Consider the following 19678-nt stretch of genomic DNA (forward strand, 5'->3'; position numbering starts at 1 on the left):
CCCGCGTGATCCTCTGCGGTGTCCACGCCCCCACCCCTGTAACCTCACCCATCCGTCCCGGCAAACCCGGCGCCTCGAAAAACCAACCGGGGGGGGCGGTTCTCAGCATCGGCTGAGAACCGCCCCACCTGTGTGTTCGTGCGAGCGGATGACGGGATTCGAACCCGTGTGAACGGCTTTGCAGGCCGGTGCCTAGCCACTCAGCCACACCCGCACTGAGGAGAACGATGCCAGCGGGCGTGCCGTCGGCCCAGTCTTTGAATCGGCATGATCGCTATCCGGCACCAGAGCCTCCACCACGCGATGGCATGGTCACGCCAACTTGGTCCGCATGCTGCAGTGGCTTGCCGACCCCCCCGTTCTTCGGCGGCCCGGGTCAGGGCACCCGTCAAATCGTCGAGTTGTTCGTCGCGTTCGGGCTCACCGCGCTCATCGGCCTCGAACGCTAGACCCAGGGCAAGAGCGCCGGACTGCGCACCCAGACCATCGTCGGCACCGCTGCCGCGTTGATCCTTCTGGTCAGCAAGTACGGATTCCAGGACGTGCTGGAACCGGGTCTCGTCGTCGTCGACCCGTCCCGCGTCGCGGCCCAGATCGTCACGGGCATCGGCTTTCTCGGCGCCGGCATCATCATCTTCCGCCGCGGGTCGGTGCACGGCCTGACCGCCTCGGCGGCGGTGTGGGAATCGGCTGCGATCGGAATGGCCGCGGGCGCAGGCCTGCTGCTGGCCTACGCCGTCCACCGCGCCGTCATGACGGCCCTGTTGCAGGCGTGCGACCGCCGCAACTGGCAGTTGAGCGAGCTGTCGGCCGACCCCACCGGCGGGGTCCTACTGACCTTGTCGGGCAACGGAATTCTGCATGCGTCGCCGGGATCGACAGAGTCGCCTCGATCCGCCAACTCGACGACGACCCGGACTAGGCCCGAGCGACGACGGTGCGGCCGCGGCTGGCCAGGTAGGAGGCCACCACTCCCATCGCCGCCAACACGGCGAACACCCCGAACAGCCAGCGCGCGGCGGTCGCGTCACCGTGGCCGTTCAGGTTGACCACAACTCCCGCCAGGCCCGCCCCGAAGGCGCCGCAGATCAACTGGACGGTGTTGATCGCCGCCGCCGCGGTGCGACCCTCGCCAGGGTCCTCGGCGCTGCCCATCGCCCAGGCCGACAGGTGCGGCCAGGCGATGCCCACACCCACGCCGGTGATCGTCAGCGCGATCACCCACACGGCGATGACCAGACCCGACGCATCGTCGACCTGACTGACCGCGGCGAGGGTCAGTCCCGCAGCCATCACCAGTGGCGCCGCCGTCACCACCGCCACGATGGCGCGCGTCCGGGTCAGGGACGCACTGATGATCTCGCTGGTCGTCCATCCCACGGCCAGCGCAACGCCGAGGAACCCGGCCGCCACCGGCACCATATGAGCCAACCGCTGACCGAACAGCGGCACGTACATGTTGGCCATGGTCGCTGCCATGAGTAGCCCCAGCGTGAGGTACATCCACTTCAGCGGCCCCGGTCGAAACGCGGAGGCGGGCAGCACCGATGCGGTCACCCTGCGGTCGACGACCAGGAAGGCGGCGACCAGTGCGGCTCCCGCAACGAGGAACGCCACGGTGACCCCGATGGTGCGAGGGATGCCGGCGACACTGACGGCCAGCGCCGCAGAGCCAAGCAGAAGCAACGACCAGAGCGGGATTCGCTCACTCGATTCCGCCTCGTCGGCCCGCCTGGCCGGCAGCGCGTAGGGAACCAGCACCGCCATCGCCACCGTCAGTACGGCGAGCATCCCGAAAGCCCAACGCCAGGAACCGAACTGAGCGAACAGGCCACCAGCCGCGGGGCCCACGAACGTGCCGACACCCCACATCGCCGACACTAGGGCCGAGGCCTTGGTCCACAGCAGTGGCGTGAGGGCCGAGTGGATGACGGCGTATCCGAGCCCGGCCAACAATCCACCGGCCGCGCCCTGCACCACGCGCCCCGCTAGCAGGAGTTCCATGCTCGGCGCCATCGCGCACGCGACACTGCCCAGCCCGAAGACGCTCAGCGCCGACAGATAGGCCACCCGCGGCCCGAGCCGCGCCAGCATCACGCTGACGGTCGTCGCGGCCACCACCGACGCCACCAGGTACACCGTCGTGACCCAGGCGTACAGGCGCTCGCCGCCGATGTCGGCGACCGTGCTGGGCAGCAGGCTGATGGTGAGGAACTCGTTGGTCGCATACAGCGCGACGCCGCCGGCCAACACCGTTGACGCGCCGAGATTCTTGGGGCCGAGCAGCTCGCGCCACGTCCCGACTTGCACCGTATTCGTCTGCTTCACGCTGGCCACGGTATGAACTCAACCACGGTTGAGGTCAAGCCTATTTCAGGCCCGCGGCGTCCATACCGCGCAATTCCTTCTTGAGGTCTTGGATCTCGTCACGAATCCGGGCCGCGAGTTCGAACTGCAGATCGCGCGCCGCAGTCATCATCTGGTCGGTGAGATCCTTGATCAGATCCGCGAGTTCGGCTCGCGGCATCGACTTGGTGTCACGTCCCTCCACGATGCCGGCGCTGACCGCCCGGCCCGGCTCACCCTGGGCCCGCCGGCCACGCGACGCGTTGCGCCCGGAACCCCCCACCTCGATGGTGGCGTCGGTGTCGTCCGCCTCGCGGTAGACCTTGTCGAGGATGTCATTGATCTGCTTGCGCAACGGCTCGGGTTTCACGCCGTGCGCCTCGTTGTAGGCGACCTGCTTCTCCCGGCGGCGATCGGTCTCATCGATCGCCTGGCGCATCGAGTCGGTGATCTTATCGGCGTACAGGTGCACCTCACCGGACACGTTTCGGGCGGCGCGGCCGATGGTCTGGATGAGACTTCGTGCGGAGCGCAGGAAGCCCTCCTTGTCGGCGTCGAGGATCGACACCAGCGACACCTCGGGCAGGTCCAGGCCCTCCCGCAGCAGGTTGATGCCGATCAGCACGTCGTACTCCCCCAGCCTGAGCTGGCGCAGCAGCTCGACCCGCCGCAGGGTGTCGACCTCGGAGTGCAGGTAGCGCACCCGGATGCCGGTCTCCAGCAGATAGTCGGTCAGGTCCTCGGCCATCTTCTTGGTCAGCGTGGTGACCAGCACCCGCTCGTCACGCTCGGTGCGCTTGCGGATCTCGCCGATGAGGTCGTCGATCTGCCCCTTGGTGGGTTTGACGATGACCTGCGGGTCGACCAGACCGGTGGGCCGGATCACCTGCTCGACGAACTCACCGCCGGTCTGGCTGAGTTCGTACGTGCCCGGGGTGGCCGAGAGGTAGACGGTCTGGCCGATGCGGTCGGCGAATTCCTCCCAGGTCAGTGGCCGGTTGTCGACCGCTGAGGGCAGCCGGAAGCCGAAGTCGACGAGGTTGCGCTTCCGCGACATATCGCCCTCGTACATACCACCGATCTGCGGCACCGTGACATGTGACTCGTCGATGACGAGCAGGAAGTCCTCGGGGAAGTAGTCGATGAGCGTCGCGGGAGCTGTGCCCGCACCTCGGCCATCGATGTGGCGGGAGTAGTTCTCGATACCCGAGCAGAAGCCGACCTGCTTCATCATCTCGAGGTCGTAGTTGGTCCGCATCCGCAGACGCTGCGCCTCCAGGAGCTTGCCCTGGCCCTCCAGTTCGGCCAGGCGTGCCTCCAGCTCGGCCTCGATGCTCGAGATCGCGTGCGCCATCCGGTCGGGGCCGGCCACATAGTGCGTCGCGGGGAAAACCCGCAGCGAGTCGACCTTGCGGACGATGTCACCGGTCAGCGGGTGCATGTAGTAGAGCGCCTCGATCTCATCGCCGAAGAACTCGATTCGCACCGCGAGTTCCTCGTACGACGGGATGATCTCGACGGTGTCGCCGCGGACTCGGAACGATCCACGGGTGAACGCCATGTCGTTGCGGTTGTACTGGACGTCGACCAGCAGTCGAAGCAGCGCGTCGCGGGGCACCTCCTGCCCCACCTGTAGTTCGACCGAGCGGTCCAGATAGGACTGCGGCGTGCCCAGGCCATAGATGCAGGACACCGACGCCACCACGACCACGTCGCGGCGAGACAGCAGGCTCGAGGTGGCCGAGTGCCGGAGGCGCTCGACGTCATCGTTGATCGAGCTGTCCTTCTCGATGTAGGTGTCGGTCTGCGCGATGTAGGCCTCGGGCTGGTAGTAGTCGTAGTACGAGACGAAGTACTCGACGGCGTTGTTGGGCAACATCTCCCGCAGCTCATTCGCCAGCTGCGCGGCAAGCGTCTTGTTGGGTGCCATGACCAGCGTGGGCCGCTGCAACCGCTCGATGAGCCACGCCGTGGTCGCCGACTTACCGGTGCCGGTGGCGCCCAGCAGCACCACGTCACGCTCCCCCGCCCGGATGCGACGCTCCAGGTCCTCGATGGCGGCGGGCTGATCACCCGCGGGGTCGTACGGGCTGACCACCTCGAAGTGGCCACCTGCGCGCACGATGCCATCAACGGCTTCGGCGGCAGGTCGGTACTCCGAATGCGCCAGCACGGGGTGTTCAGTCGCGAAAGCCATGGTCACCAGGTTAAGCGTCATGACCGACACATTCATTCCGCGGACGGGCACCGAGACGGCACACATAGGCCACCGAGCCCTTAACCTGACGCCGTGAGCGGCCACATTCACCCCCCCAAACGGGAGTCCTTCGACATCGCCGGGCGGACGAACACCGACCCGAAGGGCATCGTCCGCGACGTCGACGAGTACGTCGTGCAGCCCTGGGGCCTGTACATGGCGCGGCCGACACCCGGTCGCGCCCAGTTTCACTACCTCGAGTCATGGCTGCTGCCATCGCTGAACCTGCGGGCCTCGGTGTTCCACTTCAATCCCGGCCACGAGCGCGACCAGGATTACTACCTCGACGTCGGGCGGTACGTCCCGGGCGAGCGCACCTGGCAGGCCGACGACCACTATCTGGACGTCGTCGTGCGCACCGGACGAGGTGTCGAACTCACCGACGTCGACGAGCTTCTGCAGGCTGTTCGCCACGAGCTGATCAGCCCCGAAACCGCCGAGCAGGCCATCCAGACGGCCGTCGCCGCGGTGGACGGCCTGGCCCGCCACGGCTATGACCTCGGCATGTGGCTGGCCGACTACGAAATGGATCTCACCTGGCGCACCTTGTAATGTCTGAAACGTGACCGTGATCAAGCCCGGTTGGCTGCCCGTTGCCGCGCTGGCGACGTTGATTGTTGGTGCCCAGTTGACCGCACCTGTCGCGTTGGCCGATCCTGCGCTCGAGCCGGGTACGGCTGAGCAGCCGGTTCCCGCAGACGCTCCCCCCGCGGCGGGCATGCCCGAGTTCGGCGAGGGACCGCACAACGTGGTCTACCGCGCCCGCGTCGACGGTGTGTCGCGCGGCGCCTCGATCACCTACAAGCTCTCCGACAGCGAGTTCAACACCGCCGATCCCACGATGGTGCCGGGACGCACATTCGAGGCCACCGGCGTGGTGTCCAATCCCCAGCTCGCCGGCATGCAGGTGTCGATTCAGTGGCCGTACTCAGCCAGCCTGCACTGCGAGATCCTGGTCGATGACCAAATCGTGGCGCAGGCCGACCAGTTCGTGGCGCCCCGGTTCACCCCGCAACGCAACGATCCCGGCTACGGCGTGCTCAGCTGCGGCACCGTGACCAACTTCCCGACCGGCAACACCGAGCCGATCGACGCGCCGCCACCGCTGGAGCCCGCAGCGCCGGCCGACCCGAACGCTCCGGTAGAACCCCCGCCGGTCGCCTGACCCGCTACGGTCGCCAGCCGGTGGCGTCCGCCCACGCCCAGGCGCGGTCGTACGCACCGTGCAGCCACGGTTCCTTCGCGTCGGCGTAGTCGTCGATCGTGCCGTGCTCGGAGGCGGCCACCCGTTGCTTCAGCTCCAGATACTCGGCACGCGCGTCGGCGTCGGCGCGCAACCAGTCCGGAAACAACAGCGCGAACTGCTGATTCGGCCAGCCGTCGACACGGATGTGCACGTTCGTCGCGCGGCCCGGGTCTGCCGAAGCGTGAAACCGCTTGCGCCACAGGGCTTCGTCGCCTGAGTGGTCGAACTCGGCGACGGTGCTGCGCGCGTCGGCCTTCATCACGTCGCCGGTGATCGATGCGACCCGCGGGTAGCCCGCTGTTGTCAGAGCCTCGACCAACTCGTCGGCGACGGCGAGTGAGGCGACCGTGACCTGCACGTCGATCACGTCCTTGGCGGCCAGCCCGGGGACGGACGTCGACCCGATGTGGTCGATCCGCACGGCGCGGTGACCACAGGCGGTGTTGAGCCGGCTGACGATGCGTTCGGCCTGCTCGGGCCAAGTCGGATCGGCGGGCACCAGCCGTGGCTCCACGGCAGCAGCCGGGATCTGCGCGGCGACGTTGCGCGCGAACGGCAGCACGCGGTCGTTCCACAGTGCGACGGCTTGCTGCCTGAGTTCGTCTGGGCCGCCGTGGTTCTCCAACCACACGTCAGCCACCACCTTGCGCTGCTCGACCGTCGCCTGCGCGGCGATCCGGGCACGGGCGTCGGCCTCGCTGAAGCCCCGGTGCTCGATGAGCCGCGCGACGCGGACGTCCTCGTCGGCGTGCACGATGATCACCAGCGGGAACATCGGCGCCATCTGCGACTCGACGAGCAGCGGGATGTCCTCGACGATCACCGCATCCGGCGGCGCGGCGGATATCAGTTCCTCACGGCGCCGCCCCACCAACGGGTGCACGATGCCGTTGAGTGTCTGGCGCTTCTCGTCGTCACTGAACGCGATGGTCGCCAGCGCCGGCCTGTTCAGGGCACCGTCGGGCAGCAGGATGTCGACACCGAAGGCCTCCACCAGCTTGGCGAGGCCCTCGGTGCCCGGCGCGACGACTTCACGCGAGATCACGTCACCGTCGACGACTATGGCGCCGAGTTCACTGAACGTGGCGGACACCGTCGACTTTCCGGCGCCGATACCGCCGGTCAACCCAATACGAAGCACCGCAACATTCTGTCAGGGCGCGTGACGGGTTCAGCCCTCGACGCCCGTGAGTTCGATGGTCGGTTCATCCAGCGACGTCTCGGCCACCGTTGAGCCGTCCGCGAGGTCCACGGCGACGAGTCTGCGCGCCTGTGGGTCGCTGACGTAGGCGATGCCGTCCTGTACGTGCAGGTTGGGCATCGGGGCCTGCCACTCGTCGGGTTCGGTCCACGCGTCGATCACCGCGACGCGCGAGACACGCTGTGCCGTTGCGGGATCGAAGACGTGCAGGGCGCCGTCAGTACCCAGGATCACGGCCTCCCCGCGCGGTCCGCGGTCCAGTGACCGAAAGCTGTAGCTCGCGTCGATCGGCACGATCCTGATCGTGCCGTCGGCGGTATCCGTGAGGGTGAAGCTGCGTGGCCGCTCGGTCTCCGCGTCGCGGTCGGTCTTGTAGTCGCCGAGGACCACCGGGGAGTCCTCGCTACCGGACTGGTTGCCGATCCGGCCGTAGGGATCAGGGCTGGCGATCTTGCGAATGTCGTTGCCGCGCACCATGAGTATCCCGTTCTCGCAGCCGAACGTCAGCACACCCGCCGCTGCCGCCGCCTCGCCGTGCAGGCCGGGGCAGTCGTCGTTGGCCGCTATCTCGTTACCGGCCGCGTCCAGGATCACGACGCCAGACCGGGTGTCCGCATCGCCGACACTGATCACTGTGGAGCCGTCGGCCCGGGCCACCGCGACACCGTGGTGCGGTTCACGGGTGGTGGTCGACTGGGCCTTGACCGCACCGTCGCGCAGCGCCTTGGCATCGATGACGTCGACCGCGCCGGTGCCGTCACTGAAGAGGGTCAGCATGCCGTCGTGGGAGACGACGTGTCCGGGTTCTGCACCGCCGAGGCGAATGTCGGTCATCTTCGGGCTCGCGGTGTAGTGGTGGCCATGATCGCCGTGCGCATCGGTCCAGGTGCCCATGTCCAGCACCGCGAAGTCGCCCGACTGCGACACCAGGACGTGCCGGCCGTTACCCGCCGAGTTCAGCCGCGTGAAGCCCTCCACGGGGATGTCAGCGACCTGCTCGAGCGTGTTGGCGTCGACGACGAGCACGCCGCCGTCGTAGCTCAGGGCTAGCCGCGGTGAGGCGGATGCCTGTTCGGTGGGCGCCGTTGGCGTGGAGGTCGTCGGGGCGGTCGGTGAGGCCTCGTCGGTGTTCTTGGCGGTCGCGCAGCCCGCGCCGAGCACCGATGCGGACAGGAGGGCGATCAGTCGCGTCGTCTTAGTGGTCGTCGTCTTCACAGCGGCGAGTCAACCAACTAATGAAAATCATTGTCAAGAAGCCATATGCGCACGTGACACCGCGGCGAACGTGAAGAAGATGTCGAGAAATCGGCCCGGAGTCGAAACCTTCTTCACGTTCGGCCGTCTCCGGAAACGACAAACGCCCCGGCTCGAACTGAGCCGGGGCGTCCGTCGTGTGAGTTGTTACGCGTTGCCTGCGAGCTTCTCCCGCAGCGCAGCGAGCTGCGCATCGCTGGCCAGCGTGCCTCCGCTGGAGGACTCGACCGAGCTGGACGACGACGAGGTCGACGAGCCGTTCGCGGTGGCCGGCCTGCTGGCGGCCTCCGCATCGGCAGCGGCGAACTTCTCCATCTGCGCGGTGTGCATCTTGTGGCGGCGCTCGGCCTCGGCGTACCGGGCCTCCCACTCGTCACGCTGCTTCTCGAAGCCCTCGAGCCACTCGTTGGTGTCGGCGTCGAAGCCCTCGGGGAAGATGTAGTTCCCCTGCTCGTCGTAGCTGTCGGCCATGCCGTACTTCGAGGGGTCGAACTCCTCGGTGTAGTCCTCGTTGGCCTGCTTGAGGCTCAGCGAGATCCGACGACGCTCCAGGTCGATGTCGATGACCTTGACCATCGCGTCGTCGCCGACCTGGACCACCTGGTCCGGGACCTCGACGTGACGCTCGGACAGCTCCGAGATGTGCACCAGGCCCTCGATGCCCTCCTCGACGCGGACGAACGCACCGAACGGCACCAGCTTGGTGACCTTGCCCGGCACGATCTGACCGATCGCGTGGGTGCGGGCGAAGTGGCGCCACGGATCTTCCTGAGTGGCCTTGAGCGACAACGAAACCCGCTCGCGGTCCATGTCGACGTCGAGCACCTCGACGGTGACCTCGTCGCCCACGTTGACGACCTCGGACGGGTGGTCGATGTGCTTCCAGGACAGCTCGGAGACGTGCACCAGGCCGTCGACGCCGCCGAGATCGACGAACGCGCCGAAGTTGACGATCGAGGACACGACGCCCTTGCGGACGGCGCCCTTCTGCAGCTGGTTGAGGAACTCGCTGCGCACCTCGGACTGGGTCTGCTCCAGCCAGGCGCGGCGGCTCAGCACCACGTTGTTGCGGTTCTTGTCGAGCTCGATGATCTTGGCCTCGATCTCCTTGCCGATGTACGGCTGCAGATCGCGGACGCGACGCATCTCCACCAACGACGCGGGCAGGAAGCCGCGCAGGCCGATGTCGAGGATCAGGCCGCCCTTGACGACCTCGATGACGGTGCCCTTGACGGCCTCGTCCTTCTCCTTGAGCTCTTCGATCGTGCCCCAGGCCCGCTCGTACTGAGCGCGCTTCTTGGACAGGATCAGGCGGCCTTCCTTGTCCTCCTTGGTGAGGACGAGAGCCTCGATCTCATCGCCGACGGACACAACCTCTGAGGGGTCGACGTCGTGCTTGATGGAGAGCTCACGGGAGGGGATGACGCCTTCGGTCTTGTAACCGATGTCGAGTAGGACTTCGTCGCGGTCAACCTTGACAATCGTCCCTTCGACGATGTCGCCATCGTTGAAGTACTTGATGGTCTTGTCGATGGCGGCGAGAAAATCCTCGGCCGAGCCGATGTCGTTGACGGCTACTTGCGGCGAGGTGACGGAGGGACTTGGCATTTGGTGGGTTGCTCCGGACAGGTTTGCTCGTAGGGACTGATGGATGTTGTTTCATTGGCTACCGCGAAAGCGATGCGGACGCCTATTGTGGAACTTCGCGCTCGCGATATCGCACAGCGAGTACCCGTAGAGACTACTCGACTGGGTACACGCTGGACAAACCCGGTCGCCCACCCCCCGCTACCCTGCTGAGGTGCACAACCCTGTGACGCCCCCGATAGCCCGGGTTCTGCCGAGGCGGATCCGCAAGGTTGGGGCTCCGATCGGCACCATCATCCTGCTCGGCCTCATCGCGGGTTTGATCGTCATCGGGCTCACCGCCGTCAACCCCGTCGGAACGGCCATCGGCTTCGTGTTGTCCAGCGTGGCGATGGCCGGCGTCATCCTCGCCTACCTGTGGCTGGACAGGTGGGAGCCGGAGCCGCCGCGACTGCTGGTGCTGGCGTTCCTGTGGGGCGCGACGGTCGCGGTGATCCTGTCGATAGTGCTGAGTCTGTGGTTCGAATCCCTGGTCAGCGGGGGTGCCGTCGAGACCGCGAGCGTCAGCTTCATGTCCGTGGCGGTCGGCGCGCCCATCGTCGAGGAGGCCGCCAAGGGCCTGTTCCTGCTGATCATGATGACCGGCCGCCGACGCAACGAGATGAACTCGCTGACCGACTGCCTGGTCTACGCCGGCATCACCGCGGCGGGCTTCGCGTGGCTCGAGGACATCCTCTACATCTCCAGCGGCGGCTCGCTGGGCGAGTCGCTGCTCACCGCCGCGATGCGCCTCATCATGGCGCCGTTCGCGCACCCCCTGTTCACCACCATGTTCGGCATCGGCGTGTACTTCGCGCTGCAGCGACGCAACCCGCTGGCCAAGATGGGTTGCATTGCGCTCGGCTATGCCGGCGCGGTGACCATGCACGGGCTGTGGAACGGGTCGTCGGTGGTCGGGCCCGAGGCCTACTTCGGCGTCTACCTGCTGTGGATGGTGCCGATCTTCGTGCTGGCCATCATCCTGGGCGTCGGGAGTCGGCGCAGGGAGCAGCGCATCGTGGCCGAGAAACTGCCCGGCATGGTGGCGGCGGGACTGATCACCGAGAACGAGGCGAGCTGGCTGGGCTCGATCCGCAACCGCAAGCTCGCCATCCATGAGGCAAGACGCCACGGCGGAAAACCCGCAGTCAAGGGCGTCAAACGGTTCGCGAGCCAGGTCGTCGAGCTGGCGTTCGTGCGTGACCGGATCGACCGCGGCTTCGGCGACGCCCGCGTGCAGGCGCTGCTCAACGAGGAGGCCTACGCCGTGCACGAGGCGCGTGCGGCCGCACCGACCCTGCAGTGGCTGGCCAGCTACCGCGTCACCTAGTCAGTCCTTGAAGTAGACCAGCTGGTGGCTGGTGGACAGGAGTTCACCACCCCTGCTCCAGACCTGCGCTGATTGGTCGAAGAAGCCGCGGGAGAACCTGTTGGCCGTGGCGCGGCCCAGCACGAAGTCTCCGTTCAGCGCGGCGAGGTCGTCTGCGTCGGCGTGGAAGTAGGTCGTCAGCGAGATGGTGCCGGCCGGCAAGAAAGCTCCCCGGCGCAGGAACACGCGGGGGTAGAAGATGTCACTGATCGCCGCGAGCGACGCGTGGTCCCACCCTCGCCCCTGCCGATCACGCGCCCACAGCGTGGTCGTGGACGACGGCGACGGGCCCGCGTCGGAATCGGGGATCGCCCCCTCGACAAAGCGTGTCTCGTAGTTGCGCGCCCACACGATCGCATCGGGCAGACCGGTCGAGGTGAGCCCGTCCGGCCCAGTCACCGTCAGTGGCTCGAGTTCGGTGTCGGACCAGGTGTCGCGCCGAACGCCGAAGACCGCGGTGGCGTTGGTCTTGATCGCGCCGTCCTGCCACAGCTCCATGAGCCAGTGCTGATTGGTCCGGTTGGTCCGCACGACCTTGCACACGATGTCGAAGTCGCCATCCGCCACGGGTGCGGTGAAGTTGACCGTGAGCGCGACCGGCTCCCCGATCCGGTCGGGCTGGTTCTCGGCGGCACGCAGCAGCAATGCCGCGGTCAGCCCGCCGAACGGGCCGACCATGTTGGCCCACGCAGACCTGGTCCGCCCCGTCGCCCGGCCCGGCTCCGTGGGTGTGAGCTCGAGGGCCTCATCGAAGGGGTGATCGGGCACGTCGTCGTCCTTCCCGCCGATGGCACAGACCATCGGCCACGGTGGCCTGCCAGGAGTGAGTGATTCCGGTCAGTGCGCGGCGGCGTCCCAGCTGCGCCCGTATCCGACCGACACCTCGAGGGGCACCGACAGCGGGTAGGCGCCGCCCATCTTGTCGCGGACGATCGCCTCCAGCGCGTCCCGTTCGCCGTCGGCGACCTCGAACAGCAGCTCATCGTGCACCTGCAGAAGCGTGCGTGACGTCAGGCCGGCGTCCTTGATCGCGGCGTCGACGTTGATCATCGCGACCTTGATGATGTCGGCGGCACTGCCCTGGATCGGCGCGTTGAGGGCGGCGCGTTCGGCGGCCTCGCGCACATTGCGGTTGCTGCTGTCCAGTTCGGGCAGATACCGCCGGCGGCCCAGCACCGTGGAGGTGTAGCCGTCCTTGCGCGCCTGCTCGACGACCGATTGCAGGTAGTCGCGCACGCCGCCGAACCGGGAGAAGTAGGCATCCATCTGCACCTTGGCCTCTTCGGTGGAGATCTTCAGCTGCGATGCCAGGCCGTACGCGCTCAGCCCGTACGCCAGGCCGTAGGACATGGCCTTGACGCGGCGGCGCAGCTCGGCGGTGACCTCGTCGATCGGCACACCGAAGGCACGCGAGGCGACGAACGAATGCAGGTCCTCGCCGGTGTTGAACGCCTCGATCAGGCCCTCGTCGCCGGACAGGTGGGCCATGATCCGCATCTCGATCTGGCTGTAGTCCGCGGTCATCAGCTCCGCGTAGCCCTCACCCACCACGAAGCCGTTGCGGATCTGCCTGCCGGCCTCGGTGCGGATCGGGATGTTCTGCAGGTTGGGCTCGGTGGACGAGAGGCGACCGGTGGCCGCGATCGTCTGATTGAACGTGGTGTGGATCCGCCCGTCGGAGGCCACCGAGTTCAGCAAGCCGTCCACGGTGACCTTCAGCCGGGTGGCGTCCCGGTGGGCCAGCAGATGCTGCAGGAACGGGTGCTCGGTCTTGTCGAAGAGCCCTTGCAGCGCATCGGCATCGGTGGTGTAGCCGGTCTTGGTCTTCTTGGTCTTGGGCATCTGGAGCTCGTCGAACAGCACCACCTGCAGCTGCTTGGGCGAGCCGAGGTTGATCTGCTTGCCGATCACCGAGTACGCGGCCTCGGCGGCGTCGCGGATCTGTTCGGCGAACTGGCTCTGTAGCTCGCCGAGCAGTTTCAGGTCGACGGCGATACCCGTGTGCTCCAACTCGGCCAGCACGCGCTGCACCGGCAGTTCCATCTGCCCGAGCAGTGCCGAGGAGTCGATGCGGGCCAACTCCTCGTCCAGCGCATCGGCGAGGTCCGCCACGGCCGACGCCCGCAGCAGCAGCGTCTGCACGGCCTGGTCGTCGACGCCGTCGGCGTCATCGAGCAACGAGAGTTGTTGCTGCTCAGGGTTCTCCGCACGCAACTCACGCCGCAGATAGCGGACCGCGAGGTCGTCGAGCGCGAAGCTGCGCTGTCCCGGCCGCACCAGGTAGGCCGCCAACGCGGTGTCGGAGGTGACGCCGCGGAGGTTCCAGCCCCGGCCTGCGAGGTCGTGCATGGCGAGCTTGGCCTCGTGCAGTGCCTTGGGCGGGCCCGGATCGGACAGCCAGGATGCCAGCGCCGCCTCGTCGTCGGGGTTGAGAGAGGTGGTGTCGAGGTAGCACCCCTCACCGTCGGCCGACACGATGGCCAGCGCGGTGGCGTCGCCGTCGAAGGCCACATGGGTGCCGACCACGGCGAGCCCGAACCGGTTGCCGAGGCTGTGCTCCGAGAGCCAGGCCGCGAGCTGCCCGGGCTCCAGGACGCCGCCGCGGACGTCGAAGCCGAGTTCGACCTCGGGATCGGCCGAGGCCAGCGTCTCGAAGAGACGATCACGCAGGACGCGGAACTCCAGGTCGTCGAAGAGCTGGTGGATCCGATCCCGGTTCCACGGCTGCATACGCAGCGTGTCAGGGGTCTGGGCCAGCGGCACATCCTTGACCAGGTCGGTCAGCTCACGATTCAGGATGACGTGGGACAGGTTGGCGCGCAAGGACTCTCCGACCTTGCCCTTGACGGTGTCGACCTGGTCGACGAGCGCCTGCAGCGAGCCGTACTCGACGATCCACTTCGCGGCCGTCTTCTCCCCCACCCCCGGGATGCCGGGCAGGTTGTCGCTCGGGTCGCCACGCAGCGCGGCGAAGTCCGGGTACTGCCGCGGTGTCAGTCCGTACTTCTCGACGACGGCCTCGGGGGTGAACCGGGTCAGCTCACTTACGCCCTTGCGCGGATACAGCACGGTGACGTCGTCACTGACGAGTTGCAGCGCGTCGCGGTCGCCGGTGACCACCAGAACGCGGTAGCCCTCCTGCTCAGCCTGGGTGGCCAGCGTCGCGATGAGGTCATCGGCCTCGAAGCCCGCCTCGGCCATCGCGGTGATGCCAAGCGCCCCCAGCACCTCCTTGGTGATGTCGATCTGCCCGCGGAACTCATCGGGCGTGGCAGACCGGCCCTCCTTGTACTCGGGGTACTTCTCCTTGCGGAACGTCTGCCGCGACACGTCGAAGGCAGCCGCGATGTGGGTGGGCTGCTCGTCGCGCAGCAGGTTGATCAGCATGGCCGTGAAGCCGTACACCGCGTTGGTGGTCAGCCCGCCCTGGGTCTTGAAGTTCTCCGCGGGCAGTGCGTAGAACGCGCGGAAGGCCAGCGAGTTCCCGTCGAGCAGCATCAGCGTGGGCTTGTTGTCGACAGAGTTGGGGGCGGCGTTCTGCGACGCGGTCTTGGCGGGGCTCACGGCCCTAACCTTATGCACCCGTCCCGACACCGCCGAGGGTGCAGCACTCCCCTGTGTTGACGACGCTCACCGGAGCAGGTCGCGGGCCATGTCGACGAGGACGCGCGCCGCCGGGCTCATCGGGCCCGCCGTCCGCCAGGCGAACACCAGCCGCCCACGGAGGGCTGGAGTGATGGCGATCGCGAACAGGTCGGCACGCGTCCGTGACACCGACTCCGGCAGTATCGCCACCCCTAGCCCACGCTCGGCCAACGCCGCGAGATCAGGCGGAGAACTCGCCTCGAAGGCGACGTGGGCCGTCACGCCCGCGGCGGCGCATGCCGCGTCGAACGTGGTCCTGATTCCCGTGCCCCGGGGCAACGCAACGAGTCTGCGTTCGGCCAGCGCGGCGACTGTGACCTCGTCGCGGCCCCACCATGGATCACCCGGACCGACTGCAGCGTCGATCGCCTCGTCGGTCACCACCTCGACGGCAAGTCCCGGTGGCACCTCGTCAGTGACGACGGAGATGATCGCCGCGTCGAGGTCGCCACGGCGCAGGCCCTCGATAAGGGTGTCCGAGTCGTCGGTGCACAACCTCATCTCCACACCCGGGTGCGCCCGGTGATAGTCGGCCAGGAGCGTCGGGAGGTCGACGTTGTGCGACGTGACGGTGCCGAGCGTGACACTTCCGGTTATCAGCTGCGACAGGTCGTCGACAGCGGCGCGGGCGGCCGAAACAGCGCTCAGTGCCGCACGGGCGTACGGGAGCATCGCCCTGCCCGCGGCCGTCAATCGAGTCTCGCGGCGCGTGCGGTCCAGCAGTCGGTGACCGAGTTCGCGCTCCAAGCGTGCGATCTGAGCGCTCACGGCCGGCTGGGCGACGTGGACTCGGGCCGCGGCGCGGGTGAAGTTCGCCTCTTCGACTACCGCGACGAAGTACTCCAACTGACGCAGTTCCATAACCAATTACAATAGTTTGTGTACCTGGATCGTCTTGGACTTATAACGCGTGGGCAGCAACGCTGGAGACATGGAATCCGAAGTCTTGATCGCCGGTGCAGGCATCGGCGGCCTCACCGCAGCGCTCACGTTGCATGCCCGCGGAGTCGATGCCCGGATACTGGAGAGTGCCCGCGTGCTGCGCGCGATGGGTGTCGGCATCAACCTGCTGCCGCATGCCGTTCGCGAACTCAGCACGCTCGGCCTCGGCGACGCGCTCACCGAGGCCGCGGTCGCGCCGTCCTCCATCTGCTTCTACTCGGCGGGTGGCGACCTGCTGTTCCGGGAACCCCGCGGCCTTGCCGCCGGCGACGCGTATCCGCAACTGTCAGTGCACCGCGGACGACTGCAGATGCTGCTGCTCGACGCGGTGCGTGACCGCCTCGGCGCAGGTGCCGTGCAGACCGGCGCCGCCGTCAGCGGTTTCACCCAGACCGTCGACCACGTCCGCGTCGACACCGTGGCCGGACCAGTCTCCGGTGCCGTACTCGTCGGCGCCGATGGGATCGGATCGGTAGTGCGGGCCGCACTGCACCCCGAAGCGGACCCTCTGATGTCGTCGGGGATCACGATGTACCGCGGCGCGAGCCGGATGCCACCCTTCCTCGACGGTCACACCATGGCGATCATCAAGTGTGCCAACGGAGTTGACGTCATCACCTATCCCATCGGCGACGGCCTGGTGAATTGGGTGGTGCAGGTGCCCACCTCCGCGCCGGGACCGCTGGCCGGCCGCGCCGAGTGGAACGCGCCCGCGACCGCGGGCGACGTCGTCGGCCACCTCTCCGACTGGTCACTCGACTGGCTCGACCCGACCGAGTTGATCGGCCACACCGACCAGATATTCAGCTATCCGATGGTCGACAAGGACGCGTTGCCGCACTGGGGCCGCGGTCGGGTCACCCTCCTCGGCGACGCCGCCCACCCGATGTATCCGGTCGGCGCCAACGGTGGATCGCAGGCCATCGTGGATGCCCGGGTGCTGGCCGATGAGCTGTCCGCACACGGTGTCGCCGGACTGCGGACCTACGAGCAGCAGCGCCGCGCCGAGACCTCCGACGTCGTGAGGGCCAACCGCGAGATGCACGGTGCCGGGGCCTCGCACGAGCCAGAGGATCTCGCGCGTGTCACCACCAAGTACCGCAACGACACCGCAGGGAGCACTCGATCGTGACCACATTCGTGCTCGTCCCCGGAATGTGCCACGGCGGATGGTGCTTCGACGATCTCGCGGCGTCGTTGCGCGTGGCCGGGCACCACGTTCTCGCGATCACCCAGACCGGCGTGGCCGAACGAGCGCACCTGCTGCCGGGCGGGGTCAACCTCGACACGCACATCACCGACGTGCTCGCCGCGATCGCCTGCGACGCGGCGGCTGGCGATGATCTCGTCCTCGTCGGACACAGTTACGGCGGCATGGTGATCACCGGGGTCGCCGATCGCATCGCTGAGCGGGTGGACTCCCTGGTGTTCCTCGACGCCATCGTCCCGTACGACGGGGAATCGTGCTGGGACGTGGTCAACGACGAGGAACGACAGTGGTACACCGAGGTGGACGACACCGGCTTCGGTGTGCCGCCGATGCCGTTCTTCGACGACCGCGCGACGTCACATCCACTGGCGACCGTCATGCAGCCGCTGCGCCTCGCCGGGGACCTGAACCGGTTTCGGCGGCGTGACTTCGTGTACGCGCTGGACTGGCCGGGTGAATCCCCGTTACGCCAGTCCTACGACCGGGTCCGTGACGATCCCCGCTGGACCTGCCACGAACTGGACGGTAGGCACAACCTGATGCTGGACAACCCGGACGACCTGGTACGGATCCTGCTCGACGTGGCCGCCCGATGAAACTGCAACACGTTTCAGTTCGGGCGCCTTGATCGCGTAGTCTGCACTCGTGCCAGGAGCTACTGACGCCGCGTCGCAACTACCGGCCATCGACGGGTGGTTCGCCACCGACGACGCCGGAGACACCCACCTCATCGCCGGGAAGTGCACTCAGTGCGCGACCTACGTCTTCCCGCCGCGGGCCAATAACTGCCCCAACCCGGCGTGTGACGGCGACGAACTCGACCAGGTCCCGCTGTCGCGGCGCGGCAGGGTGTGGAGCTATACCGAGAACCGGTATCCCCCGCCGTCGCCCTATCCGGCCAAGGATCCCTTCGAGCCGTTCGCCATCGCCGCGGTGGAGCTGGCCGAGGAAGGCCTGATCATCCTGGGCAAGGTCGTCGACGGCACCCTCGCCGCCGACCTCAAGGTCGGTATGGAGATGGAACTGACGACAATGCCGCTCTACACCGACGAGGACGGCTTCGTGCGGAGCGTCTACGCATGGAGGATCGCATGAGTGCGCCAGAACCCCTCTACATCCTTGGCGCCGGCATGCACCCCTGGGGCAAGTGGGGCCGCGACTTCACCGAGTACGGCGTCGTCGCCGCCCGCACCGCGCTGTCCGAGGCCGGCCTGGACTGGCGCCAGATTCAGTACGTGGCCGGCGCCGACACCATCCGCAACGGGTATCCCGGCTTCATCGCCGGGTCGACGTTCGCCCAGAAGTTGGGCTGGAACGGCGTCCCGGTCAGCTCGAGCTACGCCGCCTGCGCGAGCGGATCGCAGGCACTGCAGAGCGCCCGCGCCCAGATCCTCGCCGGATTCTGCGACGTCGCCCTGGTGATCGGTGCCGACACAACCCCGAAGGGGGCGTTCGCGCCCGTGGGCGGGGAGCGCAAGAACGATCCGGACTGGCAGCGCTTTCATCTCATCGGCGCGATGAACCCCGTCTACTTCGCACTGCTGGCCCGCCGCCGGATGGATCTGTACGGCGCGACGGCCGAGGACTTCGCCCAGGTGAAGGTCAAGAACTCTCGCCACGGCCTGCAGAACCCGAATGCCCGCTACCGCAAGGAATCCGCGATCGCGGACGTGCTGGCCAGCCCGGTGGTCTCCGACCCGTTGCGGCAGCTCGACATCTGCGCCACCTCCGACGGGGCGGCCGCGTTGATCGTGGCCAGCGCCGACTTCGCCCGTAAGCACCTGGGCTCGCTGGAGGGCGTGCCGTCGGTGCGCGCGGTCAGCACGGTGACGCCGCGCTACCCGCAGCATCTGCCCGAGTTGCCCGATATCGCCACCGACTCCACCGCGGTGGTGCCGGGACCGGAGCGGGTCTTCAAGGACCAGATCCTGGACGCCGCCTACGCGGAGGCCGGTATCGGACCCGAGGACGTCAGCCTCGCCGAGGTGTACGACCTTTCGACGGCACTGGAACTGGACTGGTACGAGCATCTCGGCCTCTGTGCGAGGGGTGAGGCCGAGCAGCTGCTACGCAGTGGCGCAACCACGATCGGCGGACGTGTGCCGGTGAACCCGTCGGGCGGCCTGGCCTGCTTCGGCGAGGCGATCCCGGCGCAGGCGATCGCACAGGTCTGCGAACTCACGTGGCAGTTGAAGGGTCAGGCCACCGGCCGTCAGGTCGAGGGTGCCACGGTCGGCGTCACCGCCAACCAGGGACTCTTCGGCCACGGGTCATCGGTGATCGTCGCGCGCTAGTTCCACGTTCGGCTCTGGATGATCACCGTCCGCGTCAAACCCGGCAGCCGCAAGGGTCCGCTGGTCGAGGTCGGCGACGACGGCGAGTTGACCATCTATGTGCCGGAGCGCGCCGTGGACGGTAAGGCCAACGACGCCGTCACCAAACTGCTTGCCGCGCATCTGGGGGTTCCGCGCAGCCGGGTGGAGTTGGTGTCCGGTGCCACGGCGCGGGTGAAGCGCTTCCGGGTCACCTAACCTACGCGGCCGAACGTGAACTAGATGTCGATTCTCGCGCGCGAATTGACC

Annotated in this window: 16 protein-coding genes, 1 tRNA gene and 1 pseudogene; 9 read left to right on the top strand and 9 right to left on the bottom strand. The window is 67.5% G+C overall.

Translation table 11 applies throughout. The features are described from left to right. Window positions 1-143: 143 nt before the first annotated feature. Window positions 144-214, bottom strand: a tRNA-Cys gene (locus tag ABIA65_RS26730). A 117-nt stretch (window positions 215-331) separates the two neighbouring features. Here ABIA65_RS26730 and ABIA65_RS26735 point away from each other — a divergent pair. Then, a pseudogene (locus ABIA65_RS26735) lies at window positions 332-922 on the top strand (MgtC/SapB family protein). Here the strand turns inward: ABIA65_RS26735 and ABIA65_RS26740 are convergent. Both ABIA65_RS26740 and uvrB read right to left on the bottom strand, forming a co-directional pair. After that, entirely contained in the window at window positions 919-2328 is a 1410-nt protein-coding gene (locus ABIA65_RS26740; protein WP_354525435.1) for an MFS transporter, read from the bottom strand. The pseudogene ABIA65_RS26735 and the gene ABIA65_RS26740 sit on opposite strands and share 4 nt — an antisense overlap. Before the next feature lie 40 nt (window positions 2329-2368). Then, on the bottom strand, window positions 2369-4543 hold the full coding sequence (uvrB, locus tag ABIA65_RS26745) for an excinuclease ABC subunit UvrB (protein ID WP_241404966.1): 2175 nt from the start codon (window positions 4541-4543) through the stop codon (window positions 2369-2371). 105 nt (window positions 4544-4648) lie between these two features. Here uvrB and ABIA65_RS26750 point away from each other — a divergent pair, with 105 nt between their 5' ends. Next, complete coding sequence (locus ABIA65_RS26750) at window positions 4649-5155, top strand: ribonuclease FAU-1 family protein (protein WP_354525642.1); 507 nt, start codon at window positions 4649-4651, stop codon at window positions 5153-5155. Between the two features lie 10 nt (window positions 5156-5165). Next, entirely contained in the window at window positions 5166-5768 is a 603-nt protein-coding gene (locus ABIA65_RS26755) for a hypothetical protein (RefSeq protein ID WP_241404965.1), read from the top strand. A 4-nt stretch (window positions 5769-5772) separates the two neighbouring features. Here ABIA65_RS26755 and coaE read toward each other — a convergent pair whose 3' ends face one another. The 3 genes from coaE to rpsA all read right to left on the bottom strand — a co-directional run bounded on the left by coaE (window position 5773) and on the right by rpsA (window position 9912). After that, window positions 5773-6990 (bottom strand): dephospho-CoA kinase, encoded by a 1218-nt coding sequence (gene coaE, locus ABIA65_RS26760; RefSeq protein ID WP_354525436.1) that lies wholly within the window; start codon window positions 6988-6990, stop codon window positions 5773-5775. A 30-nt stretch (window positions 6991-7020) separates the two neighbouring features. Continuing rightward, window positions 7021-8265 (bottom strand): zinc metallochaperone AztD, encoded by a 1245-nt coding sequence (aztD, locus tag ABIA65_RS26765; RefSeq protein WP_354525437.1) that lies wholly within the window; start codon window positions 8263-8265, stop codon window positions 7021-7023. A 186-nt stretch (window positions 8266-8451) separates the two neighbouring features. After that, window positions 8452-9912 carry a 30S ribosomal protein S1 gene (gene rpsA / locus ABIA65_RS26770; protein WP_241404962.1) on the bottom strand — a complete coding sequence of 487 codons (1461 nt, stop codon included), beginning with the start codon at window positions 9910-9912 and terminating at the stop codon, window positions 8452-8454. A gap of 193 nt (window positions 9913-10105) precedes the next feature. On the opposite strand from rpsA, the gene ABIA65_RS26775 reads away from it, so the two are divergent. Beyond that, window positions 10106-11260 (top strand): PrsW family intramembrane metalloprotease, encoded by a 1155-nt coding sequence (locus ABIA65_RS26775; protein ID WP_354525438.1) that lies wholly within the window; start codon window positions 10106-10108, stop codon window positions 11258-11260. On the opposite strand, the gene ABIA65_RS26780 is transcribed toward ABIA65_RS26775, so the two are convergent. The 3 genes from ABIA65_RS26780 to ABIA65_RS26790 all read right to left on the bottom strand — a co-directional run bounded on the left by ABIA65_RS26780 (window position 11261) and on the right by ABIA65_RS26790 (window position 15805). After that, a complete protein-coding gene (locus tag ABIA65_RS26780; RefSeq protein ID WP_354525439.1) occupies window positions 11261-12067 on the bottom strand; it encodes an acyl-CoA thioesterase in 807 nt (268 codons plus the stop codon). Between the two features lie 69 nt (window positions 12068-12136). After that, a complete protein-coding gene (polA, locus tag ABIA65_RS26785) occupies window positions 12137-14863 on the bottom strand; it encodes a DNA polymerase I (protein ID WP_354525440.1) in 2727 nt (908 codons plus the stop codon). Between the two features lie 66 nt (window positions 14864-14929). Continuing rightward, window positions 14930-15805: a LysR family transcriptional regulator gene (locus tag ABIA65_RS26790; protein WP_354525441.1), complete on the bottom strand. Its 876-nt coding sequence runs from the start codon at window positions 15803-15805 to the stop codon at window positions 14930-14932. Between the two features lie 70 nt (window positions 15806-15875). Between ABIA65_RS26790 and ABIA65_RS26795 the strand changes: the two genes are divergently transcribed. The 5 genes from ABIA65_RS26795 to ABIA65_RS26815 are packed head-to-tail and all read left to right on the top strand — an operon-like array spanning window position 15876 to window position 19627. After that, window positions 15876-17018, top strand: a complete 1143-nt coding sequence (locus ABIA65_RS26795) for an FAD-dependent monooxygenase (protein ID WP_354525442.1) — start codon at window positions 15876-15878, stop codon at window positions 17016-17018. Beyond that, on the top strand, window positions 17015-17692 hold the full coding sequence (locus tag ABIA65_RS26800) for an alpha/beta fold hydrolase (RefSeq protein ID WP_241404956.1): 678 nt from the start codon (window positions 17015-17017) through the stop codon (window positions 17690-17692). The genes ABIA65_RS26795 and ABIA65_RS26800 overlap by 4 nt, the downstream gene beginning before the upstream one ends. A 49-nt stretch (window positions 17693-17741) precedes the next feature. Continuing rightward, window positions 17742-18191, top strand: a complete 450-nt coding sequence (locus tag ABIA65_RS26805; protein ID WP_241404955.1) for a Zn-ribbon domain-containing OB-fold protein — start codon at window positions 17742-17744, stop codon at window positions 18189-18191. Then, the gene (locus tag ABIA65_RS26810) at window positions 18188-19390 is read left to right on the top strand and encodes a lipid-transfer protein (RefSeq protein WP_371747039.1); all 1203 of its coding nucleotides are present in this window, start codon (window positions 18188-18190) and stop codon (window positions 19388-19390) included. The genes ABIA65_RS26805 and ABIA65_RS26810 overlap by 4 nt, the downstream gene beginning before the upstream one ends. 18 nt (window positions 19391-19408) lie before the next feature. Continuing rightward, window positions 19409-19627, top strand: a complete 219-nt coding sequence (locus ABIA65_RS26815) for a DUF167 domain-containing protein (protein WP_241404953.1) — start codon at window positions 19409-19411, stop codon at window positions 19625-19627. The last annotated feature ends 51 nt before the right edge of the window (window positions 19628-19678 follow it).

Source organism: Mycolicibacterium sp. 624 (assembly GCF_040548615.1).
Classification (GTDB): Bacteria; Actinomycetota; Actinomycetes; order Mycobacteriales; family Mycobacteriaceae; genus Mycobacterium.